The organism is Micromonospora chokoriensis (genome assembly GCF_000718555.1).
Taxonomy (GTDB): domain Bacteria; phylum Actinomycetota; class Actinomycetes; order Mycobacteriales; family Micromonosporaceae; genus Micromonospora; species Micromonospora chokoriensis_B.
Genome location: NZ_JOAN01000005.1, coordinates 209,195 through 221,855, shown reverse-complemented (window position 1 = coordinate 221,855; position 12,661 = coordinate 209,195). Strand labels below are relative to the sequence as shown.

At 64.6% G+C, this 12,661-nt stretch carries 11 protein-coding genes; 8 read left to right on the top strand and 3 right to left on the bottom strand.

Annotated elements, in window-relative coordinates; all coding sequences use genetic code 11:
• Positions 1-25 precede the first annotated feature (25 nt).
• From IF46_RS0109625 to IF46_RS34740, 6 genes are all read left to right on the top strand, one after another.
• The gene (locus IF46_RS0109625) at positions 26-406 is read left to right on the top strand and encodes a hypothetical protein (protein ID WP_030487950.1); all 381 of its coding nucleotides are present in this window, start codon (positions 26-28) and stop codon (positions 404-406) included.
• Positions 403-1,764, top strand: coding sequence for a hypothetical protein (locus tag IF46_RS34330; RefSeq protein WP_157562829.1), 1,362 nt, complete (start codon positions 403-405; stop codon positions 1,762-1,764). Before IF46_RS0109625 ends, IF46_RS34330 begins: the two co-directional genes overlap by 4 nt.
• A 129-nt stretch (positions 1,765-1,893) precedes the next feature.
• Positions 1,894-2,505 carry an NADAR family protein gene (locus IF46_RS0109615; RefSeq protein ID WP_051723795.1) on the top strand — a complete coding sequence of 204 codons (612 nt, stop codon included), beginning with the start codon at positions 1,894-1,896 and terminating at the stop codon, positions 2,503-2,505.
• A 125-nt stretch (positions 2,506-2,630) separates the two neighbouring features.
• Positions 2,631-3,158 (top strand): hypothetical protein, encoded by a 528-nt coding sequence (locus IF46_RS0109610; RefSeq protein ID WP_232233990.1) that lies wholly within the window; start codon positions 2,631-2,633, stop codon positions 3,156-3,158.
• A 128-nt stretch (positions 3,159-3,286) separates the two neighbouring features.
• Positions 3,287-3,928, top strand: coding sequence for a DUF7003 family protein (locus tag IF46_RS0109605; protein WP_030487946.1), 642 nt, complete (start codon positions 3,287-3,289; stop codon positions 3,926-3,928).
• A gap of 392 nt (positions 3,929-4,320) precedes the next feature.
• The gene (locus IF46_RS34740; RefSeq protein ID WP_198041407.1) at positions 4,321-5,061 is read left to right on the top strand and encodes a hypothetical protein; all 741 of its coding nucleotides are present in this window, start codon (positions 4,321-4,323) and stop codon (positions 5,059-5,061) included.
• A gap of 567 nt (positions 5,062-5,628) precedes the next feature.
• Here IF46_RS34740 and IF46_RS0109600 read toward each other — a convergent pair.
• From IF46_RS0109600 to IF46_RS0109590, 3 genes are all read right to left on the bottom strand, one after another.
• The gene (locus IF46_RS0109600; protein WP_030487945.1) at positions 5,629-6,279 is read right to left on the bottom strand and encodes a hypothetical protein; all 651 of its coding nucleotides are present in this window, start codon (positions 6,277-6,279) and stop codon (positions 5,629-5,631) included.
• Positions 6,280-6,578: 299 nt separating this feature from the next.
• Positions 6,579-7,742, bottom strand: a complete 1,164-nt coding sequence (locus IF46_RS0109595; RefSeq protein WP_157562822.1) for a hypothetical protein — start codon at positions 7,740-7,742, stop codon at positions 6,579-6,581.
• A gap of 106 nt (positions 7,743-7,848) precedes the next feature.
• Positions 7,849-8,949: a hypothetical protein gene (locus IF46_RS0109590; RefSeq protein WP_157562819.1), complete on the bottom strand. Its 1,101-nt coding sequence runs from the start codon at positions 8,947-8,949 to the stop codon at positions 7,849-7,851.
• A gap of 750 nt (positions 8,950-9,699) precedes the next feature.
• Here IF46_RS0109590 and IF46_RS0109585 point away from each other — a divergent pair.
• Together IF46_RS0109585 and mycP are read left to right on the top strand one after the other, a co-directional pair.
• Positions 9,700-11,163, top strand: coding sequence for a hypothetical protein (locus tag IF46_RS0109585; protein ID WP_030487942.1), 1,464 nt, complete (start codon positions 9,700-9,702; stop codon positions 11,161-11,163).
• The gene (mycP, locus tag IF46_RS32415) at positions 11,132-12,415 is read left to right on the top strand and encodes a type VII secretion-associated serine protease mycosin (RefSeq protein ID WP_332261481.1); all 1,284 of its coding nucleotides are present in this window, start codon (positions 11,132-11,134) and stop codon (positions 12,413-12,415) included. The genes IF46_RS0109585 and mycP overlap by 32 nt, the downstream gene beginning before the upstream one ends.
• Positions 12,416-12,661: the final 246 nt, after the last annotated feature.

The window sequence follows — 12,661 nt, the reverse complement described above, 5'->3', positions numbered from 1 at the left end:
GCTGACATCGAACCAAGCTCACGGCATGACCTATGCCGAGGCAGCCCGAGAGATCACAGCTCGACTCGCACACGGTGTCGATGACACCGCCGCTGCGGGAGCTCTTCAGCTGGCGATCGAGGCGTGGAAGTGCCTGGCCGGCACTGACCTTGCTTGGGACCGTTACGGCCTGGAGCTGCTTGACGTCCGAGCGAGGCTCTACTCGGATCACGACGACGTGGTTGTTGACGCTGGGGCGCCGGTCCGAGATGACGCTGGGACCCGCCTCGCCGTGACGACGCTGCTGGAGCAACTCGCGCGGTACCACGATCGTCTGGCCGCCGACGATCGCGATGACCTGGCTCGACGGCTCAGCCATGACGCCGGCGCCCAACAGCTACGACGCGCGGTCGCGGCCCTGGTATGACCATCGGCCAGTGGTACAACGAGGCGCACCAGGCCTTACGTACCGCGTCTACCGCGATGGGTCGGAGCCGTGCCCTGGCCGCGGCCGACATCAACGCCACCGTTATTGCCAGGTCTGCCATCTACACGCAGTTGGCTCGAGCAACGGCGCTGCTGGTTGGTGGCCGTCCGGTAGCGGAGGCACCAGATCGAGCCCGTGCCACGGCCATTCTGGCCAGACATGGGCAGAGCTTGACCCAGCTCTACGTGGGGCTGCATGCCGCCGCGGTCGTGGATCGGCAGTTCCCGGCCTCTCCCGCCACCGCGGTCGCCGGACCGGCGCGTTCGCTGCGTCGGGCCGTCGACGCCATCGGCGTGATCGGTGACATCCTCGCCAGTCACGTTCCGCCAGGGCAGACACCTCGTACTCCGGAAGGGCTCGCGGTTCGAGCAGGTGGTGGCGTCCAAGCTGGCCTCGCCGACATCGCGAGGCTCACCTCGGCCACCATAATGATCGACATTGCGCTGCCGGGCTGGCTTGACCAAAGGCGGGGCCATCTCACCGAGATTTGCCGGCCGGCGGCAGAAGCCGCCAGGTGGACCGCCAACAGCCGCTTGAGCGCGGTCGCCCGTGAGCTGATCGCCTTGGGCCGCGGGCAACCCCGACTACACGGACTCGACGTCGCCAGGCCCCCGTTGAATCCCGCGCCGCCCGTCAGCACACCAGGCGACGCGGTCGCAGCCGTCAGCGCAGCGCGAACCTGGATGTGGCAAAACCCAAGCGAATTGACGAGTGTTCACCTGCAGCTCGGGACTCAACTCGGCTTGGCGGTGCATGTCCTATCCAGCACCGGCGACCCGACGATGATTGGCGGCTGGCGTCAGGCAGCCATTGCGGCTGCTGACCTGCGTGCCACCCCTCCGGTTGGCCCAGCCCGCGACACCGTTGCCGAACTGACAGAGGTCCTCCGCTGGCTGCGATCCCTCGGCAAGGGTGAGCCGGGGGAGCGGCACCTCCAGCAGATTTCACGCCTCAACTCGGAGCTTCCAATCATGGCGGCCACGCTTCACAAAGGGCTTTCGGCTGCCCTGCAGCGCCGTGACCTGTTCGTCAAGGACGAGGGAGTGCTGCAGCGGCCCGCCGGTTCCCTCGTCTTCCGCGCTGCGGAGCGCTGGCGTCCCGCTTTGAGAGACGACGACGTCGTGCAGGATCTCGTCCGTGCGCTGCTGCAAGGGCAGGACGCGTCCATTGATCCTGCACACAGGGGCCCGTCGGCTAGGGCGTTCCCCAACCCGCCGCGACCGAGAACCTCTGTGTCGGACCCGTTCTGGTTACCGGCCGATCCATCCTCAGGGCTGGCTGTCCGTCGATCCCGGTGAAGTCGGATTAGCGACGACCTGGACGCTCCTACCCCTGGTTCGTCGCCGAGTGCCCGGCGGGCGGCGGGCATTCGGTGTTGGTGGTAATGGCGATGCGGTGCTGGCCGGCAGCGCGGCAAACTGGACCGCATGGTCGCATTGGTTCGCAGCGTCGCAGGGCTGACCGACGCGGTGCGTGGGGGTTCCCGGGCGAAGTTTCTGTTCTTCTGGGGTCACCAGCCACAGTGCGACGGCAGCGCTGGGGCTGGTTGCTTGAGCCAATGGTGGCCAGCACCCTTCAGCGCCGATGGGCTGGAGTTCCTCACTGCTGAGCACTACATGATGTGGCGTAAGGCCGTCTTGTTCGGGGACGAGGCGGTAGCCGCGAAGATTCTGGCGGTGGCGCACCCTCATGCGGCGAAGACGCTCGGCCGGCAGGTGGAAGGGTTCGACGAGCAGGTTTGGGAGCATCACCGCTTTGACATCGTGGTGGCGGGCGCAGTGGCGAAGTTCGACCAGCACGAGGAGCTACGCGAGTTTCTGCTCGGCACCGGTGAGCGGGTGCTTGTGGAGGCCAGCCCGGTCGACCGGGTGTGGGGGATCGGCTTAGCGGTCCAGCATCCACACGCCGTCGACCCCTTACAGTGGCGCGGGTTGAATCTGCTCGGCTTCGCACTCATGCAGGCCCGCACAACGCTGCGTGCCCAGGCATCCTCTGGGCCAGTTCCCGGAACTCGTTTCGTACCGCCTGGGCGGGACTAGCCCTACCCGGACGACTCACCCCGCGACTTCGGCGTGCACCGCGGCGCGGAGTAGAGGGCGCACGAATCGAGGCATGAGCGGATATCGGCTGGCGAGACGTATGTTCAGTGGGCCATGGTTTGGGCGTGATCGTCGTTCAGCGGGTACGCGTGCGATGGAGCGCGTCTGGGCGCGGCGCTCCACAGGCCAACGCCCGTCGAGGGCTCAACCGGCCGGTGGCAGTTCCGGTGCCGCTCCCAGAGGGCGATGTCGTAGTCCACGACGTCCTGGCTGATGAGGCCGGCGGCTACGTACGTCGCAGCGACGTATTGACCGGTGGCGTGAGCACCGCCCGCAACCTCGATCTATGGCTTACCTCCGACGGCCCGGCGGTAACCGTCGAGCGCCTGCCCGGCGCGGCGGCCTTCCCGCCAGCGGGAGTGTCGGCCCGCCTGTTCACCCTCGCCCACGGGCAAGTCGGCCGGTATCGAGCCAATTTCCGGTTCCGATTCACCCGGTGCGCGTGCGACCCCAGCTGGTACTACGAGGACTGGGTGGTCCATGTCAGCAACGGCCCTGTCGCACACGACCGCTTCCTGCAAGGCAAACCGGACCACGATGTTGACAACCGCGTCCACCTATACGGCGGCCTCGCGCGCCGAGGTAGCCACTAGCAACCACTCATCACACACTCCCGAAATTCCTTCGCCTTCGACAGGGCCAGTGCCCAAACACGCCCGCACGATTAGCGGCGGATGCGCGCACCCATCACGGTGAGAACCCGTGGCTACACTGAACGGTCATGCGCTCCGCCGAGATTCTCGACCAGATCGACACCGCGGCCGCAGACTTCAGGTTTCCGGACCTGGGCCACGGCTACTACTACGCGGTCGATGCTCGGCTTCACGCCTACTGCGACGCGCAGCGCTGGGCGCTCATCGTCAAGAGGTTGGGATACTCGCCTAGGGCTGGCAATCTCATCGACGTCCTTCACGTGTTCGGCAACTGCCTGACCGAGGGCGATCCGGGCTACGGCAACGGAGACTTCCTCAGCCGGGTCGACAACTGGGACGAGATCGAGGACGTTGACCAGCCTGAGATCTATCACGGGACATCGATTGTGGTGCGAGGCCGGCGGATCACGGTAGCCGCCGAGCGGGGCGAGGAACTGGTCGACGTGCTTCGCCGGCTCGTCCCAGACCACCGGGAGCTGCTCCTGGCCGACGAAGCCGAGCTGCGGCGGCGGATCCCGGCCGACATCCCAGAGATCATGCGGCTGGATCAGTGGCACCACCCAGACATTCTCCAGGACACACTTCCCAGTCAGTCAATGACTTTCCGGCAGCTCGCCGACGTGCTGACGACAGGAGATGTGAGCCGGTACGCACCAGACGTGGCACCCAACACGCACTGGTCCAACTGGCCAGAGTCCGGGAACCTGTAGCCCGGGCGATCGCGCACCGACAGCGGCATGAGCGGGCACCTGATCAAGCGATGCTGGCAACAAGCTGACAGTACGGCTGGAGTTGAGACAAGGTACCTCACAATGCCAACAGCGATGTCAGGGGTAGCAGCCTTGTGCTGCCGGTAGGGGCAGGTTTGATCTGATGTCGGCGTCGACGCCATTCGAGCACGGCCGCGACCAGCGGAGATTTCGCCGTGGTTGTCGTCAGCAATAACGCACGATTGCGGTCTTGCCCGCCCTTAGTAAGCTGTGGTCCACACTAATGTCGGAAAGGGATCCGTATGTCGGTTTGTAATGTGCGCCCCTTTCCGGTATCTCGGTACCAACTCGCGCCCATCCGGCCCGCCATCAACGTCAGACCGAAGGCATAAATGGACGACAAAGAAGACGTCGAGCTAACGCCGATCGATGAAAAAGTTAATCCGCACTCGTTCAAGCTAGCTATTGGCGTAAGCACCACGAGCGCCATCGCTGGGGCACTCGGTCTTGTGGCGGACGCGGGTCAGTTCGCCTCCCTCACCCTCGACATCGCGCTCGTTTGCGTCGGCGCCGTTTCGGCGGCCTTGTGCGTCGTAAGCCTTCTGCGAAAGGGGTTCAATGATTCCAGGCGGCGAGTGACTTTTGTGGTGACGATATTGTTGATCTCGGGCGCAGCTATAGGGGTCGGGACAAAACAAAGGTTCGGAAGCGACCCCGAGTCTCTGCCGGCGAGTACCGCACAAGTCGAACCTGAACAGGTGAGAAGCCCCATTGCCGAAGGGCACTTTTTAGAACCGCATGAACCCTTGCCGGCCTGCGCTCTGGCAAAGATATATATCGAGGGCGGTGTCCCGAAGACCGGATGGGTATACGTCGTGGGGCACCGGGACCACGAGACCAGTCGCATATATTTCGTTACGGTCGAGAGAGCTTCAAATGGCAAGTGGGCCAGCAGGGTTCCCACTGGCAGCAATGCGGCGGAAGTGTGGCTCCTTGCCGTGGCGGCCGACTGGGTCAACTACCTCCCAGAGTTGGCGCCGTCAGCTCAGTCAACTCGATGGTCCTCCGAGAATTTGCCGCCGGGATCTACGTCGCTTGACCACGCAACGTTCCCACTGGCTGCCGGTTGTTAGCATTTGTGGCAGCTCGATCGGGTGTCACCAATCGGTAGTTCCGGATCATCCGCGCGCCTATCTATGCAGCTTCTATTTTGAGTGAAATGCCTTATCCTGTGTATTCATCTCAGCGTGATCGAGTGCACTGACATCGGCATGAGCGGACGTCACCCGACCACGACCGGGACCACCAGTGCTGACGCCTTCGGGTTCGCCGAAAAGGTCTCCAGCCTGAAGGGTCCGGTCAGGACACTCCCCGTGGGATCGGTATCTCGGATGACGGAACCGCGGCGGACTCCAGCATGCTCACCCGCAACGCTCCACATCGATTTGCAGCGCGCCTGCAGATGTGGCCTTAGACGAACCGAGACGCCGGCCGGCGCCAGCTGCTCCCCGACCCACGGTTCGCGCCGGCCGGTCGAAGCGGCGATGGTCTCGGCCTGCGGGACCCTGAGGATGCTGTGCTGTGCACAAGCGAATGGCCTTTGCTGCGCATCGGCCAGACAGCGGTCTCGACGGCGGCAGACCCGGCTACCGGTCCGCCGCGGCTTTGTCCGGCAGACGGTGAGAGAGTCCTCGATCGGGTTAGACGTGGCTGGCCCAGGGACTGTACACGCCCGCGCGTACCACGCTGCGCCCACGTGGCAGGTCCAGCACATCGATCAAGCTGGGGTCTTCGTCGGCGGCATGATGCAGGTGACCGACTTTACCGTTGCTCCCGCTCGCGTCGGAGGCTCCGATCAACTGCCAGACTCCGTCGTCCGCGTCGTGACTGACGAACAGAACAGGCTCGTGGCGTTCGAAGACCTCAGGAGTCTGGATACAGACGGTGCCAAGCAGCCAGTGCCGCATCCACCAGGCTCGCCGGTCTTGCTGCATGATCTGGTCGGTGACCCACCAAACAAACGGCAGGTCCTCGTGAGCACGCGACTGCTCCGCGGTCAGGTCCGGACCACCCTCAGGGATCCGCTCGAACGGTTCATCGACAAGGGAGAACGCGTGACCACCCTCGTTCGCAAAAATGACGGCGTGGAAGGTGCCACCCCCAGGATTGCCGGCGCCAATCCCGACGGACAGACGGGCGACGTGCGGGTCCGAGCCCCTGGTCCAGCCAAACGCGTACGAGGCCAGCTCACCGTGCGGGCCCACGAACTCGCCGAACGCCCGCCGGTCTATACCCGTGGCGTCGGCCGTCGGCGTCTCAACGAGCGCACCTTCCAGCACCTGGATCTGCATATCCACACCGGTAACCTAACCGATCGAGAACCTCATGCCGTAGGCGCAGGCCACCACTACCTGCTGTGCAGCCTCGGCGACGACCGTCGGCACCGAACGCAGTCCTCGTCGTCGAGCCGGACGATCAGTACGAGGCGTTCGCAGTCACGAGTATGACGCCGCTGGGAGTCCAGGGATTCCGCTTCGTCGCTGTTCCCGGCCGCGGCCTCGCCCACTGGTAGCCGAACACCAAGAGTGATGCACACGCCTTCACGACCAGCGGCAGAAGAGTGCATCGGTGAGAGGCGTTAACGTACCGCCTAGTACATCGTCACCAGACTGATGACGCGCTGCTCCTGATCATGTTTCAGCGCAAGCCGGCGACGTGTCAGCCCTCCGTCCGGCTTCTCGAACTCGGCTGCGACTGCGAAGAGCGGCGTACCGCTCTCCGCGTACCGGAGATCGTAGATATAGCTCTGTGAGAGCTTCGCCTTGACCACTGAAGCGAGCTCGTCCGGCGTTACATCTTGCAGGCCGATATTGGTCATGAGGCGAAGCTTATTTTCGTCACGCAGTAGGTACTTGTCGAGCTTGTTCGGATGGACCAATACTTTCGCGGACTCAGTGTCAATCAGCTCTCCTGTGATCGCCGCGAGGTTAAGGATTCGGTCTTCCGCCGCTTGCCGTGCGTCAGTAGCCTCGATTTTATACGAGAGGAAGCAGGCGAAGTAGGTGTCCACCAGGCTCACCACATCGTATTCGTAATCCGGCAGGCCGAACCCCACTGGATCCTCATTGCTTACCGCTGGATCATCGCCGCCGTGCGTGAGAATAGCCTTACGTCCATCAAGGATCCAGAGGGGCGTCATCTTCCGCTCGATGAAGTTCCGGACAGGACCCGCGAAGGACACATCAATGTACCCGACATATCGGGCCTCATCCGAAAGCGATCTATGAATGCTTGCAACGTCGCTTGGGCGAAGATTATTGAAGTAGACCGCGTACTGAGTCTGCCAGTTCACCGGCTGAGGACGCGCTTTAACGAGAGTATCCTCCATGGCGAGGATCGGCATGGCAATATGCCTATCGTCTAGATCCCCGTGAAGCACGCTCGTCCGTAGGTTCCTTCGAAGGCTAGGCAGGTACTTTTTAGCGAAGGCGACGGCGTAGTTCCACGATGGCTCCTGCCACCAGTCGTAGAGGAAGGCAGCCTGAATACCGTCCCTCGTTGGCGCCAGCGACGACTTCAGCTCCTCGTAGTCAACTCCACGAGACGCCAGTAGTCCACGCATCCGCTTGCCCTCTTCCTGCATTGTTCGCTGGAATAGTTGCGGATCGGACTTTGCGTACTCAAAGAATATCCAGGGCATCAGAGCGTTGTCCCGAGCGTTGAGCACATGGAAGCCGAGCACGTACCAACCATACTCGGACCTCGATCCCGATGGGGGTGCGTGAACCTCACTCACATCGGCCAGTTCGTACACCCCCTGCCCATCCTTGCGTGACGCTGGGTAGTGCACGTATCGCGGCGGAAGCGGATGCCGGTCGTTGGGCTGCAGCCAACCGTCGATCGCTAGCGCAAGACTGAAACTAGGGTAGGTTGGCCCATTCGTCCATGGTGTTGGCCGCCTCGGTGACGTACTCGTCGATGGCTGATGCGAACGTCCCGGCGTCATACGCCGGAAAGTAGATAGGGACGAGTCCGAACAGCGGCGCTCCGATGTCGACCCGTGATTTGTCCACCTTGGGATTTAGGTTGTAGTGCATCAGGGTGTTGCGGAACGGCTTGGCGGCAGGCGCCAGGATCAGCTGGGCTTCCGGCGAGCCGACCAGCTTGTTGATGAACTGAATGGAACGGCTGGTGAGCGTGCGGAGTTGGCCGTCGCGCAGGATGCGGAGGCTGCCGAGGACCTGGTACAGCGTCAGGAAGCGAATCTTGAACGCGGAATAGTCAGTGGCACCAGACCCGCCGACGCCGACGATGTGTGCGAAGTTCAGCATCGCCTGGAACACCGTGAGCAGCGCGTTGAGGTCTGGGTTGGACGAACCGTCAAAGACCTGCGGGTAGTAGCGCTCCGAGCGGACGTCATCCACGTGGGAGTTGAACTTGCGGGCGTCCAGGTGGCTCACAAACGTCTGGCCAGGGGTGCTACGCCGGCCGCCCAGGGTGGCGACGAAGTGACCGTACTCCTGGTAGATCGCCTGGATGTCGGCTCCAGACATGGTAAGGATAGCCTGTGGGTCTTGGCCTATATGGAAGTTGGCGGCATGGGTAGTGCTGATCAGGCGCCCGTCATAGCGGTAGAGGCCGAGGTCGGTTTCGAGGAACCGGAACACCTTGAAGCGCACGTTACCAAGGAAGCGGCCCCGGTGCGCCGGCATGAGCACGTCGCGGAAGTAGGCAAGTTGCCCGTCGACCCCGCGCTTGGTGTCCTCGAAGAGCTTCAAGCTGTGACGGGAGCGCGCCACGACCTGCTGGACGCCACTGGTGAGCAGCGCCGACGTTGCGGGGTCGATGGCCTTGAGTTTCGCCAGTGACTCATGGAGGTAGAGAGACAGGTAGGGGCTGATGCAGAAGGACAGGATGCTCGCGCTGCCGCCAGCCATGGCGTGAATATCCGTAGCAAGGTTCCCGGCGTAAGCGGCATCGCTGGCCATGCCCTGTCGTATCACTGCATCTTCAAGGGTCACACGTCCATCATATGGCGAGGCGCAAATGCGGTAAGCGTATCAGCGGTTGGACTGGGATGGTCGGCAGGAACGTGGATAGGGAAGGAGTTCTGAAGATAATGGAGCCTGCGCTATCCCCCACGGCGCGGAGGTATGCGCGCTGGGAGGCGTGTGAGGCAACTCCGCCATACCCGCACCGGCTAATCTTGGCACGCGCCGAGCTGCGGCGTTATGGTGGCTATTTCATTCAGGGCCTGCAGTAAGCGTCACCTTCCTGAACGTAACGGAGACGCCTCCGTAGGGGTATGACCCACGCTCATATGATCGGTCGCAGTGTACTCAGCACGAATACACGGTGACCGTTGATCAGGTGCACGCTCATCGACGGATCCGATACGTGATCATGGCGGCAGCAGCCTGGCTGCATCGCGTCACGCTGGTCCCGATCCTGGGTGGGGGTCAAGTCAGACCATCACGGCCCTTACCTCTTTGAGCCCGGTTGGGCCACTGTGCGCTGTTTGGGCGGGATCAGCCATCAATCGCGGCCATCGATGCACTTCGCGCCGCTGCTCTTTGGAGCGAGTTGGCTACTGTAAGCTCGCGTGAACTCGGGGGAGGGCATTCAGTGGTGAAACTTGACGTCGAACGACAACTGCTGGACAGGGCGGGGCTGGTTGCGGATGAGCTCCGCCACGAGCCGCTGGAACCTGCCGCTCTGTCCATGGTGATAGGCCCGCCTACCCGCCCGTTCTTGGCCTGACAGGGGCGGTCATGACTGGGACGTGGGAGAGGTGCGTCCGCGAGGTCACGCTGGCGGCGGACCCGGAGACAGTCGGTGCATTGAGCGGGGGGTGGAGCAATCTCTCCACCTCGCTCGGTTACCTGAGGGATGCCCTGGTCGGGCGCTCCTTTGTTGGCCCGATCGCGTCGGGCACCGAGCGTCCGCACACCGATGGCCTTCCGGGCATGCTCGCCGGCTGGAAGGGCAGCGGGGGAGACGCGTACCGGGAACACCTGAGCGACATCGGCAGGGGCATCGAGGACCTGATCACCAGCGCGAGCAACGTCAGCGGCGCGTTGTCGCGGATCGAGATTGACGTCCGGAAGGCGGTCGCCAGCATCCCAATCCCGCTCGGCGACGACTTCGGCATCAACGAGTGGAGCCTGCCCAATGGCGGAGAGCTCGATGGTGCTCAGGACGGCGAGAGCGCCTCAGCCTTCCTTGCCGCGTTGCGCAAGGACTACCAGAGCGACCCGACGTCGTACGCCGACGGCGCGTTCCGTGAGAAGGCCGACGGCCTAGAGGCGACCATGAAGGTCGACGGCCAGGCCAGCGACCACAAGCGCGGCGGGCTGTGGGATACCAGTTCCCACCTGAACAAGTGGTACAGCGACAACCAGCAGGCGGCCAACACTGCTGCCGCTCCGCTGACCAAAGCGCTAGAGGTCGAGCGGCCGCGACTCGTCGTGCCGGGCGCCGAGATTGGGAAGCCACACGACGGTTTGCGCCCTCGCACTCCTCCGTCCGGTTACTCCCCCAGCGGATTGGATGGCGGCTCGGCTGTTGGCAGCTCTGGTATCGGTGGCGGCTTAGGTCTTGGCAGCACGGGCGTCATCGGTAGCGCCGCTTACGGCGGTAACGACTCGTCCGTCGCGGTGCCGTCGGCCGGTGGCAGCTTCGGTAGCGACCTCACTGGCGGCGGCGCAGACTTGCACCTCACGCCTTCACCGAGCGCCGGTGGCCCAGGAACCGACCTCGACCTAGATCTCGGCACCAGCCTGGCCGGTGCCGGTGGTCCAACCACCGTGGGGGGCGGCTTCAGCGGTTCGGCGGGCCTGGGGCTCGGCGGCCAGGGCCCGACCGGGGCTGGAAGAGTGCTCGGGCTCGGCTCGCCGAGCGGGGCTGGTGGAGGCGGCTTCGGTGCCGGGGGTGGAGGCAGCCCTGTCGTCGTCGGCGGCGGGATCACTACGGGCGGGATCCCCGGCATGGTTGGCGGTGGCAACGGCAGAGTGCCGCCGACGACCAGCGCGGCCAGGGCGGTGCGCAACGCGACCGGTGTCGGTCGCGATGGCGGCTCGCGGGGCAGCGCCGGCGGTTTGATCGGCGGCACCGGTGCCACTGGGCGGGGTAGTGACGCCGAGCACGACGAATCCGGACCCGGGTCGTCATGGTTGACTGAGGACGACGACCCGTGGCGCGCCGATGACACCGGTTCCCCGGGCATCCTGCGATGAGGACGAACTGATGAGTGTGAACGTCGGCGTGCTCCGGCCTGTCGCGGCCGGTCTGCTGGCCGTGCTCCTGACGGCTGCCGCCGCCCAACCTGCCGCCGCCGCACCCCAGCGGGCCGAGCAGTGGTACCTGGACGAGCTCCGCATCGATCAGGCACACAAGCTTTCCACCGGGCGTGGGGTGATCGTCGCGGTGGTGGACAGCGGCGTCGACGCCACCCACCCTGATATTCGGGGCCAGGTCCTTCCTGGTGGTCGAAGCTATGGCGCTTCCGGCGACGGCCGCGCCGACGAGGACGGCCACGGCACTCACATGGCCGGCATCATCGCGGCGACGAACGCCGCGGCCGACGGCGTGGACGGGATCGCCCCGGGCGCCAGGATCCTGCCCATCAAAATCAAGAAGGGCAAGGCTCCGTCTAGCGACCGGGCACAGGCCCAGGGCATCCGGATGGCGGTCGACGGCGGTGCAACGGTGATCAACCTGGCCGTCGGGAGACCGGGCGCCGCTTCCCCGGAGGAGGAACAAGCCATCGCGTACGCCCTGGAGCGGGATGTCGTCGTGGTCGCCTCTGCCGGCAACACCGCTATGGGAGAGAGCGCCGTCATCTCGCCGGCCAACGTTCCTGGCGTGATCGCCGTAACGGGCACGACCCGTGGCGGAGTCTTCTGGTCCGGCTCCGTCCAGGGGCCGGAGTCGGTGGTGTCCGCCCCTGGCGATGGCATTCTCAACATCGGCCCGGAGCACGGCTACGGGTGGGGTGACGGGACCTCCGATTCCGCCGCCATTGTCTCCGGCATCGCGGCGTTGATCCGGTCGAAGTATCCGGACCTGGACGCCGCGAACGTGATCAACAGGATCATCCGGACCGCGCGGGACGCCGGACCGGCGGGCCGGGATCCGCAGTATGGGTTCGGTCGGATCGACCCGGTGGCCGCGTTGACGGCGGACGTGCCGACGGTCTCCAAGAACCCGTTGCTTGGCACTGCGGCCTCGGCAGGCGGCACCGCTCAGCCAGCCGTGGCCGACACCTTCGACGTGACCAAGTACGGCGATCAGGGCGGCCCTACCGATCAGCAGGTTGTCGTGATCGCCGCTGGCATTGGCCTGGTGCTGGTGATCCTCCTGGCGTTGGCGATCTTCCTGATCTGGGGCCGTCGCCGCCGCAGCCGAGAGGCCGCTGTCCAGGCAGGCGCGCGCGACGAACTGCTCGACAAGGTGCCCTCAGGTGGCTACCCGCAGCAGCCGCGCTAATGCAGTTGGGGTTGGCAAGGCTGGCGCAGGGCTAACGCTGCCTCACGCGGCACTGGCGCATCGATCTGCGGTGATCACTCAGGGCGGCGAGCCGGTGACGCCCGTTGCTAGGGTCATCGCCATGATGGCGCTGCGACGGGAGGGCGCGTCCGTCGGGCGCTCGCACGAGTCGTTGGTGACAGTCCGCGCTGTCGTCCGGAAAGGACCGGTCCGATGATCCCCGGGTCACGTGAGCCCTCAGCTCCC

What these genes read in the sequence shown, in the direction of transcription:
- IF46_RS0109625 (WP_030487950.1), top strand. Translation starts at nt 26, where the DNA reads ATGACCTATGCCGAGGCAGCCCGAGAGATCACAGCTCGACTCGCACAC.
- IF46_RS34330 (WP_157562829.1), top strand. Translation starts at nt 403, where the DNA reads ATGACCATCGGCCAGTGGTACAACGAGGCGCACCAGGCCTTACGTACC.
- IF46_RS0109615 (WP_051723795.1), top strand. Translation starts at nt 1,894, where the DNA reads ATGGTCGCATTGGTTCGCAGCGTCGCAGGGCTGACCGACGCGGTGCGT.
- IF46_RS0109605 (WP_030487946.1), top strand. Translation starts at nt 3,287, where the DNA reads ATGCGCTCCGCCGAGATTCTCGACCAGATCGACACCGCGGCCGCAGAC.
- IF46_RS34740 (WP_198041407.1), top strand. Translation starts at nt 4,321, where the DNA reads ATGGACGACAAAGAAGACGTCGAGCTAACGCCGATCGATGAAAAAGTT.
- IF46_RS0109600 (WP_030487945.1), bottom strand. Translation starts at nt 6,279, where the DNA reads ATGCAGATCCAGGTGCTGGAAGGTGCGCTCGTTGAGACGCCGACGGCC.
- IF46_RS0109585 (WP_030487942.1), top strand. Translation starts at nt 9,700, where the DNA reads ATGACTGGGACGTGGGAGAGGTGCGTCCGCGAGGTCACGCTGGCGGCG.
- mycP (WP_332261481.1), top strand. Translation starts at nt 11,132, where the DNA reads ATGACACCGGTTCCCCGGGCATCCTGCGATGAGGACGAACTGATGAGT.